We start from the raw sequence: 21,275 nt of genomic DNA, 5'->3' as shown, positions 1-21,275 counted from the left end.
GCCATGGCGACGCGCAGCTTTCCCACGACCTTCGCGGCCATGCTGTCGCCCTTCATCATCTGGGCGGCGCAGTTCATGGCGGTCTACGGCATCAACGGGCTGGCCTGCGCGCGCGGCCTGTCGGACCGCACGCTCCTGGGGCTTCCCCTTGTGCCCGTCCTGGTGACGGCGGTGACGCTGCTGGCGCTGCTGCTGACGCTGGCCGTGCTCGTCAAGGCGCTGGTGGGCGGCGGCCCGGCCGCCCATGTGCAGAGCGGCGCGCCCCGCAGCTTCGCCCGCTGGATGACCGCCGCCGGCGCCGTCTCCTGCCTGCTCGCCATCCTCTGGGTCGGGCTTCCGGCGCTGATGGTGCCGGCCTGCGGGTGACGGCGGTCGTGTCGAAGGCTCGGCCGGCGCCGATTCCAAGACCGAGTTCAGCGCAACGTGCTGAGATAAGCGGCCACGTCCATCGCTTCCCGCTCGTTGATCGGCATGGCCGGCATGGCGGTGTTCGGCGCCAGGGCCGGGGCGTTGCGCACCCAGCGGGCGAGGACGTCCTGCTCGTTCGGCAGGCTGCCCGCCAGGTAGGAGCGGCGGGCGAAGCCGGCGAGCGACGGCCCGACGACGCCGCGGGCACCGGTGACGCCGGGGATCTCGTGGCAGACGCCGCATCCCACCCGCTCCGTCACCGCCCGCCCGGCGAGCGGGTCGCCGGTCAGCGTCGGCGGGATCGCGGTTTCGGCCTCGCCGCAGCCGGCGAGCGCCGTCAGCAGGAGGAGCGTTACCGGCCACCTCATGGCGACCTCGGACCGGCCGGCGGGAGCGAGGCGTAATAGCGTGACACCGCCCGGATCTGCTCGGGAGTCAGGGGCCGGGCCGCCGCCGCCATGATCTCGGAATAGGCGGTGCCGTGCCGCTTGCCGGCCTTCCACAGATCGAGCTGCTGGATCAGGAAGGCGGCGTACTGGCCGCGGAGGTCGGGGTAGAGGGCATTCTCCGGAGCGTTGGCCTGCCCTGCATCGGCCTGCCCCGCATCGCCCCGCCCCGCATTGCCCTGCCCCGTCGTGTGGCAGGAGGCGCAGGCGGGAACGCCTTCCCCCGGCAGCCCCTGGCTGGCGATGGTCTCGCCCAGCTTCAGCGTTTCGGGATCGGGCGCGTCTCCCGGCTCCGGGGCCTTGGTGTCGGGCGTCATGGCGGCGTAATGGTCGGCGAGCCGGCGAAGCTCGGCGTCGCCCAGCTCCGCGGCGATGGGCTGCATGATGCCGCTCGGCCGGGTGCCCAGCGCGTAGGCCTTCAGCGTCTCGTAAAGATACTCCGGTTTCTGCCCGGCCAGCCGGGGGAAGGCGCCGGCCCCGCCGCCCTCGCCCCGCAGCCCGTGGCAGCGCGCGCAGGCCACCAAGTCGGCGCCCGTCGGCCCGGCGGCCGCGATCAGCGCTGCGTTCTGTTCGGCCATTTCGGGATCGTGGATCGTGTCGTTGCGCGCGACGCGGCGGTATTCCTCGGGCTGCATGTCGGGCATCCGGCGGACGAAGGCGACGACGGACCAGACCTCGTCGTCACGCTCCTGCGCGATCCAGGCGGGCATGCCCGTGTATTTCAGCCCATGCTTCACGATCCAGAAAAGCTGGGAATCCGTCCATTCCGCCGCCTTGTCCGGCAGATGGGGCGGGATCGGCAGCATGTGCTTGGCGACCGGATTCCCCGCCTCGCCCGGCGCGCCGTGGCAGGGCGCGCAGGCGCCCTCGTAATGGCCCAGCCCCCGGTAGATCATGGCCTGCTCGTCGAGCGGCGGCGCCTCAACCGGAATGGCGTGGGTCTCGACCGACTTGCGCAGGCCGAAATGCAGAAACCACTCCGTGATCGCCCAATGCGGTTTGCTGGCCGCCACGCTGTACAGCCCGGACCAGGCGAACAGGAAGGCGCCGATCCCCCCGAGAAGTGTGAGGCCCAGGGCCGTGTACAGGACTTTCTTCATCGTTCCCCCGCCTCACCCGGGCACCGCTGTCCCATGCCGTCTCGTGGTCGTCTTCTGATTGAACGCTCGGGAGGAGCAGATGGTGGCGCCGCCCGGGCGAAAATCCGGAGAAGCGTCCGGCCGAATCCTCACCCCGCGGCCCGGTCTTCGGAATTTTCGTGGGCACCGCAGTCAATGGTTGCGCTTCTCAACTGTTCGGGTTTATACCTAGATCCAATGGTTAAGAGCCATTAACACTTTTGGGAGGAACGACCATGTTGGTCTGGCCGCTTCAATCCGACGACGAGATCTTCGAGACCCTGAACGCCATGCAGCGGGAGGGAGTGAAGATCAGCGCCGCCTCCCTCAAGGGCCGGCTCGGCGGGGGCAGCCACGGGCGGCTCACCAAGCTGGTCCAGCAATGGCAGAAGCAGCACGCCGACCTGCCGATGGACGCCGCGCGGGAGCGCCGGACCCCGGACCTCGGCCGCGCCGTTCCGTAATTCCGCCTCTCTTCGGTCGGGCGGGTCCTCACCGGGTGGTGTAGGCCCGCCCGCGCCATGTCGAGGACCGGCCCCGCAGGGAGTCGGCCAGGGCGGTCCACTGGATCGCCAGCATCACCAGCACCCCCAGCGGGTGCAGCAGCGCTCCCGCGAGGCTCTGCCGGTAGCGCAGCGCGAGCAGAAGCCGCAGGGCGATCCCGGCACCCGCCGCCAGCGCCGCGAGGGTCACCGCCTCGCCCTGCACCGGCAGCAGGGCGGCCGCGAGCAGCAGAAGCCAGGGCAGCACCTGCCCCCCGAACAGCAGCAGCGTCCAGACGGGCAGCGCCACTGGCGTCGCCATGCCCTCCGTCGCGTTCTTCGAGAATCCCGCCCAGACCTCCGCCCAACCCCGGTACATGCGGCAGCGCGCGGCGTCCGTCGCGTCGAACAGGTCGGTGACGCGGCCGGCGCGCCGGAAGGCGCGCGGCAGCGTCACCCCGTCATGCAGGGAGGCGCGGATCGCCGCATGGCCGCCCGCCCGCGCGTAAGCCTCGCGCCGGACCAGGATCAGCTGGCCGCAGGCGGCGGCGAAGCCGGGATGGCGCGTCCAGCGCATCCCCGCCATCGGCAGGAAGCCCAGCAGCAGGAAATGGATCAGTGGGATCACCAGACCCTCGGCCAGGGTGCCCGTCTCCTCCCGCGGGAAGCCGCTGACCAGATCGGCGCCGCGGGCCAGCAGGGTGCCGGCGGCCCGGCGCACCGCGTCCGGGGCCAGACGCACGTCGGCGTCCTGGAACAGCAGCAGATCGTGGCGCGCGAGGCCAGCCAGGACGTGGCAGGCGTGCTGCTTGCCCGACCAGCCCTTCGGCAGGGGCGGGGCCTGGACCAGCCGGACCCGCGGGTCGCGCGCGGCGATGGCCTCGACGATGGCGGCGGTGCGGTCGGCGGAATGGTCGTCCAGCACCACGACCTCCAGCTCCACGCCCCGGCTGGCGAGTGCGGCCTCCACGGCCGCGGCGATGGTCGCCTCCTCGTCGCGCGCGGGGATCAGGACGCTGACGCCCGTACCCTCGGGCGCGGTGGCGCGGGGCCGGCGGTAGAAGGGCAGGTTGATCAGCGCCATGCTGAGCGGCAGCAGCGCCAGCGCCAGCGACAGGGCCGCCAGACTCTCGAAGAGGCTCACGATTCCGGCGCTCCATGTCCCGGGTGGAAAGGCTTGCCGGCGGCCCAGGCCCGCCCGCGCCGCCACAGGTCGTAGATCCCGCCGACCCCGACCGTGCCGCCGACCAGCGTGGTGAAGCGGGCCGGATCGCGGCTCTGGGCGTCCCGCGCCAGCGCGTCCATGGTGGCCTCCAGCTCCCATTGCAGGCGCGCGGTGGCGTCCGCGGCGCTCTCATGGGCGAGGCCGGCCCCGTCCATCGGCGAGCCGAAGCGGGCCAGCGCCTCGGGCGTGCGCTCGTCCCAGAACGGGTACTCCACGGCGAGCGGCACCACCACCGCGTCCGGCACGCGGCGGATGAGCTGCGCCAAGCCGGGTTTCAGCGAGACCGGCCGGCGGCGCGGGTCGGTGAAGTCGCCCTCCGCCGTGATCCACAGCATGGCGGAGGGGTCGCGCAGCAGCGCCTCGCCCGTGCGCAGGAAGCTGGCCATTCCGTGCAGGCCCTCCTTCTCGACGCCGAACAGGCCGATGCGGCCCATGAAGGGATAGCGGGCGAGCATGCGCGCGTCGATGGGACCGAAGCCGGGACGGTCCCGGAAACGCGTCGTCCCCATGACGATGAGGAAGGCCGGATCCCACCAGGAGGGATGGTTCAGATAGACGATGGCCGGCCGGCCGGCGGGCAACTCCGGCCAGCCGGGCCGGGCGAGCCGGACCGCGTGGAAATTCCGGCGCATCTGCCGCGCCATCACCCCGCCGAAGAAGCGGCAGAGCGCCGGGGATCGCAAGGCCGCCGGGCCGGCGGCGTCCGCCATCAGGCGTCACCTTCCATCATGCGACCTCACGTAAGGCCCCGCTCTTCAGGTCCTGGTCCAGCGTGTCGGCGGCGATCCAGCCGGACATCAGCACCATCGGCATGCCGGGGCCGGGGTGGGCGGCGCCGCCCGCCAGATATAGCCCCTCCAGCTCGCGCGACCGGTTGCCCGGCTTGAAGGCGCCCATGAAACGGCCGTGGCTGGCGAGGCCGTAGATCGCGCCGTTCAGCACGTTGTAGCGGTCGTGGATGTCCTGCGGGGTCAGCACGCGCTCCACCCGGATGCGGTCTTCCAGATCCTTCATTCCGGCGGTGCGCTTCAGCTTGTCGAAGACGGTCTTCCGGTATTCCGGCAGCATCTTCGACCAGTCGTGGTGCGGGCGCAGGTAGGGGGTGTGGACCAGCACGTAGAGCGCCTCGCCGCCGTCGGGCGCCACGCCCGGCTCGGTGCGGGCGGGGGCGGCGATGTAGCAGCTCGGGTCCGGGGCCGGCTCGCCCTTGCGGTAGATCCAGTCGAACTCCTCCTCCGGATCGCGGGAGAAGACGAAGTCATGGTGCAGCAGATGGTCGTAGCCGCGGTCGAGCCCGAGGTAGAAGACCACGCCGGAGCAGGCCGGCTCGTACTGGCGCCGCTTGCCGAAGCGCTTGGCCGGCGCGCCGCCGACCAGTTCGCGGTAGGTGCGCACCGCGTCCATGTTGGACACCACCGCCGAGACGGGGATGCGCTCCCCCCGGTCGGTCTCCACCGCGACCGCCCGGCCGCCCTCGGCGTGCACCTGCCGCACGCCGGTGCTCAAGCGGATGTCCACGCCGAGATCGGCGGCCAGCCGCTCCAGCGCCTCGGGCACGGCGCGCGTGCCGCCCATCGGGTACCAGACCCCCTCGCTCGTCTGCATGTGGGCGATGGCGCAGAGCACCGCCGGCGAGCCGTAGGGGGAGGAGCCGACATACTGCGTGAAATGGTCGAGCATCTGCGCCACCCGCGCGTCGGGCACCCGGCCGCGGATGGTGCCGGCGACGGTCGTTCCCATGCGCAGGGCCAGCACGTCCGACATGGTGGACAGGTTCATGCTGCGCCGCATGTCCATGGTGTCCATCAGGTCTTCCACGGACTTCCAGAAGAAGAAGCGCTCGGAGATGCCGTGCAGCCGTTCCGACAGCTGCTGGAACCGGCGGTAGCCCTCGCCCGATCCCGGCGCGAAGCGGTCGAGCGTGCCGGCCATGGCCTCGACGTTCTCGGACAGGTCCAGCACGCTGCCGTCCTCGAAGAAGCAGCGCCATTGCGGGTCGAGCCGGACGAGCTTCATCTCCTGGTCGATGTCGCGCCCGGCCTCCGCGAAGATGCGGCGCAGCACGCGCGGCACGGTCAGGATCGTCGGGCCCATGTCGAAGCGGAAGCCGTCCTCCTCCAGCACGGCGGCCTTGCCGCCCAGCCAGGGGTTCCGCTCCAGAAGCGTCACCTTGTGGCCGCGCGCCGCCAGCACCACCGCCGAGGCCAGGCCGCCGAGCCCGCCCCCGATCACCGCGACCCGATCGGTCCTCATGCCATCTCTCCCGCAAGAGCCCGGCCGAAGAGGCCGGACGTGCCCGTGTCCATGTTGCGCCAGGGGGCCGGCAGCCCCAGCTCCTCCGCCAGCAGGCGGGAGGTGATGCGCGCGCCCTCGAAGATCACCGGCAGGCCGCTGCCGGGGTGGGTGCCGCCACCCACCAGATAGACGCCGTCCAGATCCTCGAACCGGTTGCGCGGCCGCAGGTGCAGCATCTGGTCCAGACTGTGGGCGAGGTTGAAGGTGGCCCCCCGGTGGATGGCGAACTGTTGCTCCCAATCGGCCGGGGTCAGGAGGCGCTCCACCCGGATCCGGCGCTCGATGTCCTTGAGGCCGAGGGCGGCCAGCCGTTCCAGCACCAGCCGCCGGTAATGCGGCTTCTCCGCCTCCCAGTCGATGTGGCCGCGCTGGTGGCCGACCGGCACCAGGACATAGAGCGTGCTGCAGCCGGGCGGCGCCAGTTCCGGGTCCGTCACGCAGGCGTTCTGTACGTAGAGGGACGGACGCCGGGGTAACTCCCGGCATTCCTCGATCTCCGCGAGGTTGCGCGCGTAATCCTCGGCCAGATAGACGGTGTGGTGGTCGAGATCGACCGTGCCCTCCACCCCCAGATACATCATGAAGGTCGAGCAGGAGAATTTCTTGCGGGCGATCTTCGCGTCGCTCCAGCGCCGCCGCAGGTCGTCGGGCACCAGCGTGGTCATGGCCTTGGCGAAGTCGGCGTTGATGACCAGCGCGTCCGCCGGGTAGTCGGCCTGGTCGGTCCGCACCCCCACCGCGCGCCGGCCCTTGAAGCGGATGTGGCGCACCGTCTCGCCCAGCCGGACCTCCACCCCCATGGACTGGGCGACGCGCGTCATCGCCTCCATCACCGCGCCGGTGCCGCCGCGCGGGTGGTGGATGCCGTGCTCATGCTCCAGGAAGGACAGGATCGTGAAGAGGCTGGGACAGCGGAAGGGCGACATGCCCAGATACTTGCTCTGGAAGGAGAAGGCGAGCCGCACGCGCGGGTCGCGGAAATAGCGGGCGAGGTCCGCGTCCACCGAACGGTGCGGATTCAGCCGCCGCAGGGCCTTCAGCACGGGCTGGGCGAGCAGGGCGAGCGGGCCGGGGAAGGGGGATTCCAGTATGGGCCTGAACAGCTCCATCTTCGCGCGGTTGTCCGCGAGGAATCGCGGCAGCCCCGCCGCGTCGGCCGGGCTCAGCCGCCCGATCTCGGCCTGCAGCCGCTCCATGCCGGCGTGGGCGCGCAGCTCCCCGCCGCCCTCGAAGATCAGGCGGTAGAGCGGATCCAGCCGGATCAGCTCGACCTCGTCGGAGAGGCGCCGGCCGCAGGCCGCGAAGATCTCCTCCAGGATGCGGGGGTAGAGGAAGAAGGTCGGGCCGGTGTCGAACCGGAACCCGTCCATTTCGAATCCGGCCGACCGGCCGCCGACGCGGCTCTGCCGCTCCAGCACCGTGACCCGCGCGCCGGTCAGCGACAGCAGCATTGCTGCCGCCAGTCCCCCCGGTCCCGCGCCGATGATGACAAGACGACGCTCCATCTCCTTGCCAAAGGCTCCTGCGCAGTCAAGGTTTGTACCGGGCACTACGGACATGGACCGAGGATGGATCACCGCAACTGGCCCCCTTCTTTCGAACAAGCCGCTGATTCCAAACGGATTATGGCGAAGGTCAGGGATGTTGGCCCGGCTTGGGCGGAGCGTTCCGCCGCCGAACGGCTGGCCCCCGTCCGCGCCTTGCGGCGGCGCATCGCGGCCGAGGCCGGCGCGCTGGTGGAGGCCCTGTCCACGCGGCCCGGCCGCTCCCCGGCGGAGAGCCTGAGCGGGGAGATCCTGCCGCTCGCCGAGGCCTGCCGCTTCCTGGAGCGGGAGGCGGAACGGATTCTGGCCGTGCGCCGGCTGGGCCGGCGCGGGCGGCCGGTCTGGCTGTTCGGTGTCGAGGCGGAGGTGCGGCGGGAACCCTTCGGCACCGTGCTGGTGATCGCACCCTCCAACTACCCGCTGCTGCTGCCGGGCGTGCAGACGGTGCAGGCGCTGGTGGCGGGCAACGCGGTGCTGGTGAAGCCGGCGCCGGGCTGTTCCGCGCCGATGGAGCTGCTGCGAGGCTGGCTGGCGGAAGCCGGGCTGCCGGATGGGCTGCTGCACATCCTCGGCGACAGCCCGGCCGAGGCGGAGGCGGCCATCGCGGCGGGGGTGGACAAGGTGGTGCTGACCGGCTCCGCCGCCACCGGCCGCCGGGTGATGGCGCAGCTCGCCGAACGGCTGGTGCCGGCGACGATGGAGCTGTCCGGGAACGACGCGGTGTTCGTGCTGCCGGGGGCCGATCTCGATCTCGCCGCCCGCGCGCTGGCCTTCGGGCTGCGCTTCAACGGATCGGCCACCTGCATCGCGCCGCGCCGGGTCTTCGTGCCGCGCGGCATGGCCGCGGAGCTGGAAACCCTCCTGTTGGAACGAGTCGCGGAACTGCCCGCAACACCCGTGCCCTTGCCGGTGCGGCTCAACGTGGCGAGGCTGGCGAAGGAGGCCAGGGAGGAGGGCGCCCGGCCGCTCGGCTCCCTTCCATCGGCGGAAAGCGGGGAGATGGCGCCCCTGATCCTGGCCGACGCCCGGCCCGACATGGCGTTTCTGCGGGAGGACATCTTCGCGCCCGTGCTGGCGCTGGTGCCGGTTGCGGATATGGGGGAAGCGCTCGCGTTCGCGGCAAAGAGCCCTTACGCGCTGGGCGCCTCGGTCTTCGGGCCGGATGCCGCGGCGCGCGCACTGGCGGCGCGCATCGACGCGGGCGGCGTGACGGTGAACGACCTGATCGTGCCGACCGCCGACCCGCGCCTGCCCTTCGGCGGGCGGCGGGCCAGCGGCTGGGGCGTCACGCGGGGGGCGGAAGGGCTTCTTGAGATGACGCAGATGAAGACGGTGACCGTGCGCCCGGGCCGCTTCCGCCCCTACTACGACCCGCCGCGCGCGCGCGACGAAGCGCTGATGCTCGCGGCCTTGCAGGCCCTGCACGGGGAGGGACGCGGCCGCCTGTCCGCCCTCAAGCGGCTGTGGCCGGCCTTGCGCGGCCGCCGGTGACCTGGATCAGGAACCCGCCGCGGCGTTGGGGAAGAAGAGCTGCTCGCCCTCGATCCTGTAGCCGGCGATGGCCTTCTGGCCGTCCGGCGAGACGAGCCAGTCGATGAAGGACTGCCCGGCGCGGGCCTTCACGTGCGCGTGCTTCTCCGGGTTCACCAGGATGACGCCGTACTGGTTGAACAGGGCCTTGTCGCCCTCGACCAGCACCGCGAGATCGCCACGGTTCTTGAAGGACAGCCAGGTGCCGCGGTCGGTCAGCGCATAGGCGTTGGAGGCCGAGGCGGTGTTCAGCGCCGGACCCATGCCCTGGCCGATTTCCTTGTACCAGCCGCCCTTGGCCGTCTCCATCTCGACGCCGGCGGCCTTCCAGTAGCGCAGCTCCGCCGCATGGGTGCCGGAGCGGTCGCCGCGCGAGATGAAGGGAGCCTTGGCACCGGCGATCCGGCGCAGCGCCTCGCCCACGTCCTTTCCGGCGGCCTTGGCCGGGTCGCTCCTCGGGCCGACGATGACGAAGTCGTTGTACATGACGTCCTGGCGCTTCACGCCGAAGCCCTCGCCGACGAACTTTTCCTCGGCCGCCTTGTCGTGAACGAAGACCACGTCCGCGTCGCCGCGCCGCCCCACGTCGAGCGCCTGCCCGGTGCCGAGCGCCACGACCTTGACGGCGACGCCCGTCTTCTCCGTGAATTTCGGCAGGAGATGACCGAACAGGCCGGACTGCTCGGTCGAGGTGGTCGAGGCGACGGTGATGGTCTCGCTCTGCGCGCGCGCCGGGTTCGGAGCGGCGGCGGCGAACAGGAGGGCGGCGGCGAGGCTCAGCAGGCCGCGGCGGGGTAGGACAACCAAGGCATTTCTCCCTTCAGATAGGCCCTTGCTTCGGGCGTTTGCGGGTTGGTGAGCAGCGCGCGCGCCGAACCCTGTTCGGCGACGCGGCCCTCCGTCAGCAGGATCAGGTCGCGCGCCAGACGGGCGACCTGGGCCAGGTTGTGCGAGACGAGGATGACTTTCGTGCCCCCGGCCGCGACCTGGGCGACCAGACGCTCGACCTCCTCCGTGGCGTTCGGATCAAGGCTGGCCGTCGGTTCGTCGAGCAGCAGCAGGTCCGGCTCGGTCAGCAGGGCGCGGGCGAGCGCCAGCCGCTGCTGCTCCCCGCCGGACAGCTTGCGCGCCGGGTCCCCGGCGCGGCCGGCGAGCCCGACATGGGCGAGCGCTTCCTCCACCCGCCGGGCGGCCTCCTGCCGGGGCAGCTTCATCGGCAGCAGTGCCAGGGCGGCGTTCTCTGCGGTGCTGGCGCGGATCAGACCCGGCTTCTGGAAGACGAAGGCGCGGCGGACCGGGCGGGCGCCCGTTCCCTGGAACTCAACGCTGCCGGAATCGGCTGTCAGCAGCCCGTCGATGATGCGCAGCAGGACGCTCTTTCCGGCGCCGTTCGGGCCGGCGATGGCGGTGATTCCCTTTGGGCCGACGACGGCGTTCACCCCGTCCAGCACGGTACGCCCATCGGGCCGGAAACGGATGTCGCGCAAGGTGACCGTGACCCCCATGGCGTCACCCGTACCGGCGCATGGAGAAGGCGCGCACGCCCGTCGTCGCCGCGTTCACGGCGATCACCACGGCGATCAGCAGGATGCCCAGCGCCAGCGCCAGGGGCAGGTCGCCCTTCTGCGTTTCCAGCGAGATGGCGGTGGTCACGGTGCGGGTGTGGCCGGCGATGTTGCCGCCGACCAGCAGCACGGCCCCGACCTCCGACACCGCGCGCCCGAAGGCGGCGAGCACCGCGACGACCAGCGAGAAGCGCGCGTCGAACAGCAGCGTGCGGGCCTGCTGCCAGCGCGACAGCCGCAGGGAACGCAGGGACTCGCCCAGTTCGCGGTCGCTGTCCTCGATGACCTGGCGGGTCAGTGCGGCGATCAGCGGTGTCACCAGCATCGTCTGGGCGATGACCATCGCCGTGGGTGTGAAGAGCAGCCCCAGCCCGCCGAGTGGCCCGGATCGCGACAGCAGCAGATAGACGATCAGCCCGACCACCACCGCCGGCAGCCCCATGAAGGCGTTCAGCAGCACCGTCACGGCCTGCCGCCCCGGAAAGCGCGCCACCGCGACCAGCGCGCCGAGCGGCAGTCCAATGACGCAGCCGATCAGCACCGCGCTGCCGCTGACCGCCAGCGACAGCAGCAGGATGCGGATCACCTCCGGGTCGAAGGTGCCGATCAGCGAGACGGCGGCGGCGAAGCTGGCAAGCATGATGCTGGAGGTGTTCCGGTGGGGGGTTGATGTGTATGCCGTATACGTTATGCTCTCGCTTCCGACGGCATTTCAATATGAAGCGGTTTGCATATGCGCGTGACGCTCAAGGCTGAGGGAGACATGGTGCTGGGCGGCGAGACCATCGCGCTCGGCCAGACGCTGGCCCTGCTCGAGCGGATCGGCACGGACCGCTCGCTGGCCGGCGCGGCCGAGGCGCTGGGCCTGTCCTACCGGACGGCCTGGGGGCGGTTGCAGGCGCTGGAGGCGGCGCTGGGCCAGCCGCTGGTCGTGAAGACCAAGGGGCACGGCAGCGTGCTGACCGCCTTCGGCGCGGAGCTGCGCGACGCGCTGGGCACCGCCATGGCCCGGCTGGAGGTGCCGCTCGCCGAGGCCGGGCAGGTGCTCCAGGACCGGCTCGCGCGCATGCTGGACGCGCCGAAGCCGGCGCTGCGGCTTTCCGCCAGCCACGATCCGCTTCTGATGGAATGGCTCGCGGAGCGGACCGATCCGGAGCGGCGATTCGAGGTGACCGTGGCCGGGAGTGCCGTTTCCGTCGAACGGCTGCTGGCCGGCGGCGCCGACCTCGCGGGCTTCCACATCGGCGGGTTGGACGGTGATGCGGAACCATCCCCGGAGCCGCCCTTCGACCAGCTGTTCCAGCCCGATGGTGCCTTTGCCGTAAGGGCGCTCTTCCGGCGGGAGCAGGGTTTCCTGCTGGCCGCCGGCAACCCGCTGAGCATCCGTTCGGTCGCGGACATCGCGACGACCAGGGCACGCTTCGTCAACCGCCAGCGCGGCTCCGGAACCCGGATCTGGTTCGACGGCCTCCTGCGTGCGTCCGGCCTTCCGCCCACAGCCATCGCCGGCTACGGCACGGAGGAATTCACCCACCAGGCCGTCGCCGCCGTGATCGCCTCGGGCGCCGCCGACGCCGGCATGGGCGTGCGCGCCGTCGCCGACCGCTTCGGCCTCGCCTTCGTCCCTTGTGGATTGGAGACCTACTATCTTGGAATGCGCGCGGGTTTGGCGGAGGATGAAGGCGTCACGGCCCTGGTTGCGGGCATCCGGGAGCGGTCGGTCCGGGCCAGCGGATACCAGGATGGTTTTGCCTGAGTTGGAGAACCGGTGATGCAGGTTCAGGACATCGTCAATGTCATGGGCGGCCCTGCGGTCTTCTCGCGGGCCGTGGCGTCGCCCCTGGATTTGCAGCAAGGCCTCGCCGAGGGGGTGAGCGTGGGCGCGCTCGACCATGTGGCCGGGCATCTCTACGCCGACCCGGCGGCCCGCCGTGCGTTCATGAGGCGCATCGTCGCCGGGGGGCACGCTGAAGCGTCGCCGGCGCGAAGGACGGCTCAGCCCGACGGAAAGCGAGCGCACGGCGCGCTTGGCGAACGTGATCGCCCAGGCCGATTTTGTCTGGCGCGACCGGGACGACGCGCGGCAATGGCTGACCACGCCTCATCCGGAACTCGGCGACCGCACGCCCATTGACCATGCCGTCGAAGAATTCGGCGCCCGGCATGTCGAAGCGGTTCTCGACGCGATCCTGCATGGGCTACCGGCCTGATCCATGCCGGCGCGTCCGGCAGCGGGTTGTGCGCCATCAACTTGACAGGCCGAGGCGGTTTCCGTGGGAGGCAACGCAATGCGCGTGATGGAAATCCGGGACCAATGGTCGGTGGACAACATCGTCCTCGCCGAGCGCGCCGAACCGGTGCCCGGGCCGACGCAGATCCTGCTGCGCATGCGGGCGGCCAGCCTGAACTACCGCGACCATGTGATGGTCCGGCGCGGCTACGGCAACCGCAGCGGCTCGCTGCCCCTGGTGCCCCTGTCCGACGGGGTGGGGGAGGTGGTCGCGGCCGGGGCCGCCGTGACGCGGTTCCGTGTCGGGGACCGGGCCTGTCCGACGATGTTCCAGGATTGGGTGAGCGGGCCCTTCAAGGACGGCCACTGGCGCTCACAGCTCGGCGGCCCGCGCGACGGCGTCATGCAGGAACTGATGGCGGTCGAGGAGCAGGCCGCCGTGCGGGTTCCCGATTTCCTGACGGACCTGGAGGCCGCGGCACTGCCCTGCGCCGCCGTGACGGCCTGGAGCGCCATCGTCGCGCAGAATCCGGTCAAGGCGGGTGACGTGGTGCTGGTGCAGGGCACGGGCGGCGTGTCGCTCTTCGCGCTCCAGTTCGCGAAGATGCAGGGCGCCCGCGTGATCGCGCTGTCGTCCAGCGACGAAAGGCTGGACCGCGCGCGGGCACTCGGCGCCGACCATCTCGTGAACTACCGCGCGGTGCCGGAATGGGGACGGGCGGTGCGGGAACTGACCAATGGCACCGGCGCCGACCATGTGGTGGAGGTCGGCGGGGCGGGCACGCTGGCCCAGTCGGTGCGCGCCGTGCGGGGCGGCGGCACGATCAGCCTCATCGGGGTGCTGGGCGGTGCCGCCGGGGAATTCAGCCTGCCCCATGTGGTGACGCAGAACATCCGCCTCCAGGGCGTCACCGTCGGCAACCGCGACATGTTCGAGGACATGCTCCGCGCCATGGAGCAGCACCGGATGCGCCCCGTCATCGACGGGACGGTCTACGTCTTCACGGAAGTCGCGGCGGCCATCCGCGATTTTCCGGACGGTGGGCATGTCGGAAAGGTCTGCGTCTCCTTTGCGGAATGACCGCATCGCTGGAACCCGTTCACGGAACCACGCATGGGCGCGGGTTTGTAGGGTTTTCCCTAATTTACAGGCTGCCCGTTCTCTGAAACAGGGGCAGGGAGAACAGGAATCTTCTATTCGTGTCCGCATCAACATGCGGAACGGAGCAGAGAAACAAAAAGGAAAGGAGCGGATGTTGTTCGATGGTTAAGAAAATCGTGTCTCCGATGATCACCATTCCTCTTAATACTTTGGTGATAATTTCCGGGACATAGATAGGCCATGATTTTTATTCGCCTGCCCGCAACCCCGTTTCGCGTGCAATGGGGCAGGAACAAGGAGCATGGTCATGGTGCAGTTCCGATCGATCGCCCTGCGGCTCGTGGTCGCCATTTCGGCCACCGCCGCCGGCGCGTCCGCCGTTTTGGGCGTCATCGCCATGGGCGCGGAGACCGAACTGACCAATCTTGCGCTCGAGCGCGAGATGCACCTTCAATATGAAAGCGTCATAGCCTCCTTCGACGCGGAGGGGCGCACCGCCTCGGCGGTGGCGTCGGTCATCGGCGGGCTGCCCGCCGTGCAGGACGCCCTGGAGCGGGAAGACCGCGCCGCGCTGGGGGCGGTCCTCGGGCAGGCCCAGGCCGCCGCCAAGGGGCAGGGAGTCGGCACATGGTCCTTCACGAAGCCGCCGGGCATCACCGCCTACCGCGTGCACGATCCCGAGAAATTCGGCGACGACGTCCGGCAGCGGCGGCGCACGGTGGCCCTCGTGAACGAGCGGCACACGCCGGTGACCGGCATCGAGCCGGGTCGCGGCAATCTGGGAATCTACAGCGTGGCGCCCGTCTCGACGGGCGGGCGGTTCGTCGGCGCCATCGATGTCGGGATCACCTTCGGCCCGGCCTTCATCGACCGCATCAAGACGCGGTTCGGGGTGGACCTCGCCGTCCACCGCCGCGAGGGCGACGCCTTCACCACGCTCGGCTCCAGCCTGGCGGAGAAGACGTTGGCCTCGCCGGAGGAGATGGCCGCCGCGTTCGGTGGCGCCGTCGTTCTGCGCCGGGGCGTGCAGGGGGAACTTCCGGTCGCGATCTATGTGGCCCAGCTGAAGAATTTCGCGGGCGAGCCCGTGGCGGTCGTCGAGCTGGTCAAGGACATCTCGACCTTCGTGGCGACGGAGACCAGCACGCGCTGGTACCTGTCCGGGGCGACCCTGGCCGTGCTGCTGGCCTCCACCATGCTGGCCCTGTTCCTCGGCCGCGGCCTGTCGCGCCCGATCGACCGCCTGCGCGAGGCCATGGACCGGCTGTCCCGGGGCGAGACCAGCACGGACGTGCCCGGCCGCGACCGCCGAGACGAACTCGGCCAGATGGCCAGGACGGTGATGGTCTTCAAGGAGAGCATGCTGGAGGCCGAGCGGCTGCGCACCGAACAGGACGCCTACCGGATGGAGTCGGAGGCCGAGCGCAAGCGTGCCATGGCCATGCTGGCCGACCGCTTCGAGGCGAGCGTGCGCGGCGTCGTCGACGCGGTGTCGGCCTCCGCCGCCGACATGAAGTTGACGGCGCAGTCGATGTCCGCCGCCGCCGAGGAAACCCAGCGCCAGTCGCTGGCCGTCAGCTCGGCGTCCGAGCAGACCTCCTCGAACGTGCAGACGGTCGCCAGCGCCACGGAGGAGTTGTCCGCCTCGATCGCCGAAATCGCCCGCCAGACTGCGGAGGCCGCGCGGGTCGCCGACGAGGTCGCGGAGGATGGCCGTCGCACCGACAGCATCGTCTCCGGCCTTGCCGCCGCCACGGACCGCATCGGCGAGGTGGTCGCCCTCATCCAGAGCATCGCCGCCCAGACCAACCTGCTGGCGCTGAACGCCACGATCGAGGCGGCCCGTGCCGGCGAGGCCGGCAAGGGCTTCGCCGTGGTCGCCTCGGAGGTCAAGAACCTCGCCACCCAGACCGCCAAGGCGACCGAGGACATCCAATCGCAGATCGGCGCCATCCAGCAGGAGACCGGCCGTGCCGTCGAGGCGATCAGCGCCATCTCCGCCCGTGTCGAGAACCTCACCGGCATCACCACCTCGGTGTCCAGCGCCGTGGAGGAGCAGGGCGCCGCGACCCAGGAGATTGCCCGCAACGTTCAGCAGGCGGCACAGGGCACCCAGGGCATGTCCCGGACCATCGGCGCGGTCACCGCGACCGCAGGCGAAACCGGGACGGCCGCGGCGCAGGTGCTCGCCTCGGCCGGCGGGGTGGCCCGCGAGTCCGCCCGCCTGAGCGAAGAGGCCGACCGCTTCCTCGCCAGCATCCGGGCCGCCTGACGGCGCCTCCGCGCGGCCATCGGCGAAGCGCCCCGAAGACATCCGCGCGGGCTCGCCGGATCGAGACCCGGAAAAGGACCGGGGCCGCTTCTACAAGCCCGCCCGGCTCAGCGCAGCTTCATCCAGGTGGTCTTCAGTTCGGTGTATTTGTCGAAGGCGTGCAGCGACTTGTCGCGGCCAATTCCGGACTGCTTGAAGCCGCCGAAGGGCACGGTGATGCCGTCGGCGTCGTAGCAGTTGACGTAGACCATGCCGCTGCGCAGCGCCCTGGCCATCTTGTGGACGGTGTTGACGTTGTCGCTCCACACCGCGGCGGCGAGGCCGTAGGGGCTGTCGTTGGCGACCGCGACGGCCTCCTCCGCGCTGTCCACGGTGATGATGGACAGCACCGGGCCGAAGATCTCCTCCTGCGCGATGCGCATTCGGTTCGTCACGCCGTCGAAGACGGTCGGCTGGACGTAGCAGCCGCCCGTCTCCTCCCGCACGCGCCGGCCGCCGGCGACGAGCCTGGCGCCCTCCTCCTGCCCGATGGCGATATAGCTCAGCACGTTGCGGGTGTGCGTCTCGTCCACCAGCGCGCCGAGCGTGGTGGCGGGATCGAGCGGGTCGCCGGGCTGGCGGGTGGCGGCGTGGGCCAGCACGCGGTCGAGCACCCGGTCCTTGACCGCGCGGTGCAGGACCAGCCGCGAGCCCGCCGTGCACATTTCCCCCTGATTGAAGAAGATCGCGTCGGCGGCGGCCTCGGCGGCGGCGTCCAGGTCGCCGCAGTCATCAAGGATGATGTGCGGCGACTTGCCGCCGCACTCCAGCCCGACCCGCTTCATGTTCGACTGGCCGGAATACTGAAGGAACAGCTTCCCCACCTCGGTCGATCCGGTGAAGACCACCCCGTCCACGTCCATGTGCAGGCCGAGCGGCTGGCCGACGGCGGGGCCGAAGCCCGGCAGCACGTTGAACACGCCATCAGGAAGGCCCGCCTCGGCGGCGAGTGCCGCGAGCCGGATCGCGGTCAGGCTCGACTGCTCGGCCGGCTTCAGCACGACCGAGTTTCCGGCGGCCAGCGCCGGGGCCAGCTTCCAGGCGGCCATGATCATGGGGAAGTTCCAGGGAACAACGGCGGCGACCACGCCCAGCGGCTCCCGCGTGACCAGCGCCAGCGTGCCGGCGGGCGAGGGCGCGATCTCGTCGTAGATCTTGTCGATGGCTTCCGCGTACCAGCGGAAGCAGGCCACCGTGGCGCGCACGTCCACCGCCAGGCTGTGGGCGACGGGCTTGCCCATGTCCAGGGTTTCCAGCAGCGCCAGCTCCTCCCCCGCCGCCTCGATCCGGTCGGCGAAGGCCAGCAGCACGCGCTTGCGCTCGGCCGGGTCGCGGCGGCTCCAGCGCCCGTCCTCGAAGGCGCGGCGGGCGGCGGCCACGGCGCGGTCCACGTCGGCGCCGCCGCAGGCCGCGACGTCGGCCAGCACGCGCCCGTCCACCGGGCTGCGGGACTGGAAGGTGGCGCCGTCCAGCGCCGCCGTGTAGCGGCCGTCGATGAAGGCGCGGCCCTCGATGGAGCCGGCGGTGAGGAGGGCTGCGCGCTCGGCCCAGCGGATCGTGTCGCGGCGCATCGTGATCGCTCCTTCATGGAATGGTCGGAAAATCTGATCACAAACCGCGGTCCTGTCAATCGGCGGTGTCCGGCTTGGCCCAGCCGGTTTTCTAGCCCACCGTCGCCATGCGCTTGCCGCCGCTGCCGACATAGGCGGTCAGCAGCTCGCTGGTGCCGACATGGGCGATGCCGTCGCGGATGTCCGCTTCGATGGCGATGCGCAACGCGAAGGCGTCCTGCCGGCGCATGGCGGCCAGCGCCTCGGAATGACGGTCGATCTTGTAATGCTCGCGCAACCGCGACAGGGCCAGCCGCACGAAGGGGCCGAGCTGGAGCCACACGCTCTCCACCAGCGAGAGCGAGATCTGGTGCGGGTTGGCCGTGTAGATGGCGCGGTGGAATTCCTGGTTCAGGATGGTCGCGCGCTCCTGGTCGCCGGCCGCGTGCGCCTCGTCGATGCCCCGGTCGATGGCCGCCAGCTCCTCGATCCGGGCCGGGGTGATGTAGGGCAGGGCGCGCTCGGCGGCGTGGGTCTCCAGCGCGATGCGCAGTTCGCACAGCTCGCGGAAGCGGGCCGGGGTCATGTGCGGCACCAGCACGCGGCGGCTGTCGCGGATCTCCAGCGCCTGCTCTGCCGACAGGCGGCGCAACGCCTCGCGGACCGGCATGGTGGACACGCCCAGCGCCTCGGCGATTCCGCGGATGGTCAGGGGCTGGCCCGGCGGAATGCGGCCGATCATCACGGCCGCGCGCAAGCTGCGGTAGACCCACTGCCCAACGGTTTCCCTGGCGCCACGCTCCAGGCTCGGCAGATCGAGAGCGGCGTCCTTCGACATGGGCGTGTCCGAGCGTGTGCGGGATGGGGCCGCGGGGTCGCGGCGTTCGCGCGCAATAGCACATCGCCGGGCTCCCGTCACGGGTTAGCGGCGACCCGGACGGCCCGGCCGCACACTAGCCGAAGGGAGAGGGATTTGTGATCAAATCGTGATTGACGCTCTTTTTTCAATGTGATCACATTGCTGCAGGTCGCAACAGCATCCGCGGTGCATCATGATGTTCGAGGAGGCGCGCGCCTTTCTTCACCAGGCGAGCCGGGTCGAGGAGATCGACCTTCTGATTTCCGATCTCAACGGGGTCCTGCGCGGCAAGCGCGTGCCGGCGACGGCGCTGGACGGCGTGTTCGACGAGGGGATGAAGCTGCCGCGCTCGGTCCTGGCGCTCGACATCTGGGGCACCGACGTGATGGACAGCGGCCTGATGTGGGAGACGGGCGACGGCGACGGGGTGTGCCACCCCTGCGGCCAGGGCATGGTGATGGTGCCCTGGGCGCCGCGCCCCCGGACCCAGATGCTGATGACGATGCACAACCCCGACGGCACGCCCTTCATGGCCGACCCCCGGCAGGTGCTGGTCCGGCAGTGCGAGCGCTTCAAGGCGCTGGGGCTGACGCCGGTGGTCGCGACGGAGCTGGAATTCTACTTCATGGCGTCCGACGTGCTGGAGCGCGGCCGCCCCCGCCCGCCGACGGCGCCCGAGACCGGCTACGCGCTGGAGACCTCCCAAGTCTATTCGATGGACGAGCTGGAGGAGTTCACCACCGTCTTCGCCGCCATCCGCGACGCCTGCAAGGTGCAGGGCGTGCCCGGCGACACCTGCATCGTCGAGAACGGCCCCGGCCAGTTCGAGATCAACCTGGAGCATGTCGCCGACCCGGTGCTGGCCGCCGACCAGACCGTGCTGCTGAAGCGCATCGTCCGCAACATCGCCCGGCGCCACGACCTCCACGCCACCTTCATGCCCAAGCCCTACGGCGACCAGGCGGGCAGCGGCTTCCACGTCCATTGCAGCGTGGTGGACGAGCAGGGGCGCAACATCTTCGACGACGGCGGCGAGATGGGCACGGCGGCGCTGCGCCACGCGGTGGGCGGGGTGCTCCAGTTCATGATCCCCTCCATGCTGATCTACGCGCCGCACCTCAACTCCTACCGGCGCTTCCAGCCGGGCACCCACGCCCCGACCCACGCGGTCTGGGGCTACGAGAACCGCTCGGCCGCCATCCGCATCCCGAACGGCAACCCGGCCGCCCGCCGCTTCGAACACCGCGTGGCCGGTGCCGACGCCAATCCCTATCTCGTGCTGGCCTCGATCATCGCGGGCGTGCTGCACGGGCTGGAGAACCGGATCGAACCGCCGGCCCCGATCCAGGGCAGCGCCTACGACCGTTCGCCGGAAACGACCCTGCCGTCCGACTGGGACTGGGGCATGGACAGCTTCAACAACAACGCGATCCTCCTGCAGGGCGCGCTGGGCGAGAGCTTCCACACGGTCTTCCGCGCCTGCAAGCGGCAGGAGCGCAACAAGATGATGCGCAAGGTCACCGACGCCGAATACGCGACATATCTGGGCGTCCTGTAGCGGATACCCTTAGGGGATGGCGGCGCGCCGGCGCATTGCCTATCATCGGGATCACCCGTCCGACCGTATTCCACCATCCTCGCAAAGGCGTCACAGGGCATCATGAAGATCGGCATTCTCGAAACCGGCCGCAGCCGCGCGGCGCTGATCGAGCGTTTCGGCTCCTATCCGGACATGTTCAAGGCGCTGCTCGGCCGGACCGACCCGTCCCTGGCCTTCGAGGTCTACCCGGTGGTCGACGGCGAGTTTCCCGAAGGACCGGAGGACTGCGACGGCTGGGTGGTCACCGGCTCGCGCCACGGCGTCTACGACAACCTGCCCTGGATGGCACCGCTGAAGGGTTTCCTGGTGCGGGCGATCGAGGCGCGGGTGCCGGTCGTCGGCATCTGCTTCGGCCACCAGATCCTGGCGGAAGCGCTGGGCGGCCGGGTCACCAAGTCGGAGCGCGGCTGGGGCGTCGGCCCGCACGGCTACGAGATCATCGCGCCGAAGCCCTGGATGGGGGAGGCTGAACCGGCGCCGCTCCTGTTGAACGCGGTCCACCAGGACCAGGTGGTGGAGCTGCCGGCGGGCGCCGAGATCATCGCCAGCTCGTCCTTCTGCCCTTACGCGGCGCTGGCCTACGGCGACGCGGCCATCTCCTTCCAGGCGCACCCGGAATTCACCATCCCCTACGAGCGCGCCCTGCTGGAGGTGATGCGGGGCGACTCCGTGCCCGAGCCGCTGGCCGACGCGGCGCTGGAAACGCTGAACGCGGCGGGTGCCTCAAACGGCTCCGACCGGGCCGCCGGCTGGATCGTGACCTTTCTGCGCGAGGCTGCCGCGCGCCGCCAAGCGGCCTGACGGCAAACGCCGCAACGGGATAGGGGGCGATCCTAGTGGATCGCACCCCTCCCACACCACCCGGCATGCGGGTCCGCACCGGGCGGTTCGAAGGATTGAGGTCCTGCGAGTCTGGGCAGTCCGAGTTGGTCGGCCCATTTGATCGTGAGGACGGCGTTGAGGAGCATCCCGCTGTTGCGCCACCAGCGTCGGCTGTTGGCCGCGACCTG

Annotated in this window: 20 protein-coding genes; 9 read left to right on the top strand and 11 right to left on the bottom strand. The window is 70.6% G+C overall.

Annotated features, from left to right (window positions below):
- Positions 1 to 3: 3 nt before the first annotated feature.
- Positions 4 to 366, top strand: a complete 363-nt coding sequence (locus tag JUB11_RS29395) for a hypothetical protein (protein ID WP_207462360.1) — start codon at positions 4 to 6, stop codon at positions 364 to 366.
- Between the two features lie 47 nt (positions 367 to 413).
- Here JUB11_RS29395 and JUB11_RS29390 read toward each other — a convergent pair whose 3' ends face one another.
- Together JUB11_RS29390 and JUB11_RS29385 are read right to left on the bottom strand one after the other, a co-directional pair.
- Positions 414 to 776 (bottom strand): c-type cytochrome, encoded by a 363-nt coding sequence (locus JUB11_RS29390; RefSeq protein ID WP_207462359.1) that lies wholly within the window; start codon positions 774 to 776, stop codon positions 414 to 416.
- Positions 773 to 1,954, bottom strand: a complete 1,182-nt coding sequence (locus JUB11_RS29385) for a c-type cytochrome (RefSeq protein ID WP_207462358.1) — start codon at positions 1,952 to 1,954, stop codon at positions 773 to 775. The genes JUB11_RS29390 and JUB11_RS29385 overlap by 4 nt, the downstream gene beginning before the upstream one ends.
- Positions 1,955 to 2,208: 254 nt before the next feature.
- Between JUB11_RS29385 and JUB11_RS29380 the strand changes: the two genes are divergently transcribed.
- Positions 2,209 to 2,436: a DNA-binding protein gene (locus JUB11_RS29380; protein ID WP_207462357.1), complete on the top strand. Its 228-nt coding sequence runs from the start codon at positions 2,209 to 2,211 to the stop codon at positions 2,434 to 2,436.
- Positions 2,437 to 2,464: 28 nt separating this feature from the next.
- On the opposite strand, the gene JUB11_RS29375 is transcribed toward JUB11_RS29380, so the two are convergent.
- The 4 genes from JUB11_RS29375 to crtI (JUB11_RS29360) are packed head-to-tail and all read right to left on the bottom strand — an operon-like array spanning position 2,465 to position 7,479.
- A complete protein-coding gene (locus tag JUB11_RS29375) occupies positions 2,465 to 3,598 on the bottom strand; it encodes a glycosyltransferase family 2 protein (protein ID WP_348771534.1) in 1,134 nt (377 codons plus the stop codon).
- Positions 3,595 to 4,389 (bottom strand): lysophospholipid acyltransferase family protein, encoded by a 795-nt coding sequence (locus JUB11_RS29370; protein WP_207462356.1) that lies wholly within the window; start codon positions 4,387 to 4,389, stop codon positions 3,595 to 3,597. The genes JUB11_RS29375 and JUB11_RS29370 overlap by 4 nt, the downstream gene beginning before the upstream one ends.
- Positions 4,390 to 4,405: 16 nt before the next feature.
- Complete coding sequence (gene crtI / locus JUB11_RS29365; protein ID WP_207462355.1) at positions 4,406 to 5,932, bottom strand: phytoene desaturase family protein; 1,527 nt, start codon at positions 5,930 to 5,932, stop codon at positions 4,406 to 4,408.
- On the bottom strand, positions 5,929 to 7,479 hold the full coding sequence (crtI, locus tag JUB11_RS29360; protein ID WP_207462354.1) for a phytoene desaturase family protein: 1,551 nt from the start codon (positions 7,477 to 7,479) through the stop codon (positions 5,929 to 5,931). The genes crtI (JUB11_RS29365) and crtI (JUB11_RS29360) overlap by 4 nt, the downstream gene beginning before the upstream one ends.
- A gap of 63 nt (positions 7,480 to 7,542) precedes the next feature.
- Here crtI (JUB11_RS29360) and JUB11_RS29355 point away from each other — a divergent pair, with 63 nt between their 5' ends.
- Positions 7,543 to 9,009: an aldehyde dehydrogenase family protein gene (locus JUB11_RS29355; protein ID WP_207462353.1), complete on the top strand. Its 1,467-nt coding sequence runs from the start codon at positions 7,543 to 7,545 to the stop codon at positions 9,007 to 9,009.
- A 6-nt stretch (positions 9,010 to 9,015) separates the two neighbouring features.
- On the opposite strand, the gene JUB11_RS29350 is transcribed toward JUB11_RS29355, so the two are convergent.
- The 3 genes from JUB11_RS29350 to JUB11_RS29340 are packed head-to-tail and all read right to left on the bottom strand — an operon-like array spanning position 9,016 to position 11,253.
- The gene (locus JUB11_RS29350) at positions 9,016 to 9,807 is read right to left on the bottom strand and encodes a substrate-binding domain-containing protein (RefSeq protein WP_247887418.1); all 792 of its coding nucleotides are present in this window, start codon (positions 9,805 to 9,807) and stop codon (positions 9,016 to 9,018) included.
- Positions 9,808 to 9,824: 17 nt separating this feature from the next.
- On the bottom strand, positions 9,825 to 10,553 hold the full coding sequence (locus tag JUB11_RS29345) for an ATP-binding cassette domain-containing protein (RefSeq protein ID WP_207462352.1): 729 nt from the start codon (positions 10,551 to 10,553) through the stop codon (positions 9,825 to 9,827).
- A gap of 4 nt (positions 10,554 to 10,557) precedes the next feature.
- A complete protein-coding gene (locus JUB11_RS29340; RefSeq protein ID WP_207462351.1) occupies positions 10,558 to 11,253 on the bottom strand; it encodes an ABC transporter permease in 696 nt (231 codons plus the stop codon).
- Positions 11,254 to 11,352: 99 nt separating this feature from the next.
- Between JUB11_RS29340 and JUB11_RS29335 the strand changes: the two genes are divergently transcribed.
- The 4 genes from JUB11_RS29335 (at position 11,353) to JUB11_RS29320 (ending at position 16,217) form a co-directional block, all read left to right on the top strand.
- The gene (locus JUB11_RS29335; protein ID WP_207462350.1) at positions 11,353 to 12,369 is read left to right on the top strand and encodes a substrate-binding domain-containing protein; all 1,017 of its coding nucleotides are present in this window, start codon (positions 11,353 to 11,355) and stop codon (positions 12,367 to 12,369) included.
- A 211-nt stretch (positions 12,370 to 12,580) separates the two neighbouring features.
- Positions 12,581 to 12,823, top strand: a complete 243-nt coding sequence (locus tag JUB11_RS29330) for an antitoxin Xre/MbcA/ParS toxin-binding domain-containing protein (protein ID WP_207462369.1) — start codon at positions 12,581 to 12,583, stop codon at positions 12,821 to 12,823.
- 78 nt (positions 12,824 to 12,901) lie between these two features.
- Complete coding sequence (locus JUB11_RS29325; protein WP_207462349.1) at positions 12,902 to 13,924, top strand: NAD(P)-dependent alcohol dehydrogenase; 1,023 nt, start codon at positions 12,902 to 12,904, stop codon at positions 13,922 to 13,924.
- Positions 13,925 to 14,252: 328 nt separating this feature from the next.
- On the top strand, positions 14,253 to 16,217 hold the full coding sequence (locus tag JUB11_RS29320) for a methyl-accepting chemotaxis protein (protein WP_207462348.1): 1,965 nt from the start codon (positions 14,253 to 14,255) through the stop codon (positions 16,215 to 16,217).
- A 107-nt stretch (positions 16,218 to 16,324) separates the two neighbouring features.
- Here the strand turns inward: JUB11_RS29320 and JUB11_RS29315 are convergent, their stop codons facing one another.
- Both JUB11_RS29315 and JUB11_RS29310 read right to left on the bottom strand, forming a co-directional pair.
- On the bottom strand, positions 16,325 to 17,827 hold the full coding sequence (locus JUB11_RS29315; RefSeq protein ID WP_207462347.1) for an aldehyde dehydrogenase: 1,503 nt from the start codon (positions 17,825 to 17,827) through the stop codon (positions 16,325 to 16,327).
- Between the two features lie 91 nt (positions 17,828 to 17,918).
- The gene (locus tag JUB11_RS29310) at positions 17,919 to 18,644 is read right to left on the bottom strand and encodes a GntR family transcriptional regulator (RefSeq protein ID WP_207462346.1); all 726 of its coding nucleotides are present in this window, start codon (positions 18,642 to 18,644) and stop codon (positions 17,919 to 17,921) included.
- 214 nt (positions 18,645 to 18,858) lie between these two features.
- On the opposite strand from JUB11_RS29310, the gene JUB11_RS29305 reads away from it, so the two are divergent.
- Together JUB11_RS29305 and JUB11_RS29300 are read left to right on the top strand one after the other, a co-directional pair.
- Positions 18,859 to 20,223 carry a glutamine synthetase family protein gene (locus JUB11_RS29305; RefSeq protein WP_207462345.1) on the top strand — a complete coding sequence of 455 codons (1,365 nt, stop codon included), beginning with the start codon at positions 18,859 to 18,861 and terminating at the stop codon, positions 20,221 to 20,223.
- 102 nt (positions 20,224 to 20,325) lie between these two features.
- Positions 20,326 to 21,066 carry a gamma-glutamyl-gamma-aminobutyrate hydrolase family protein gene (locus JUB11_RS29300; RefSeq protein WP_207462344.1) on the top strand — a complete coding sequence of 247 codons (741 nt, stop codon included), beginning with the start codon at positions 20,326 to 20,328 and terminating at the stop codon, positions 21,064 to 21,066.
- Positions 21,067 to 21,275 lie beyond the last annotated feature (209 nt).

Source organism: Azospirillum sp. SYSU D00513, from assembly GCF_017356015.1.
Classification (GTDB): Bacteria; Pseudomonadota; Alphaproteobacteria; order Azospirillales; family Azospirillaceae; genus Azospirillum.
This window is presented reverse-complemented; position numbering and strand designations above follow the sequence as displayed.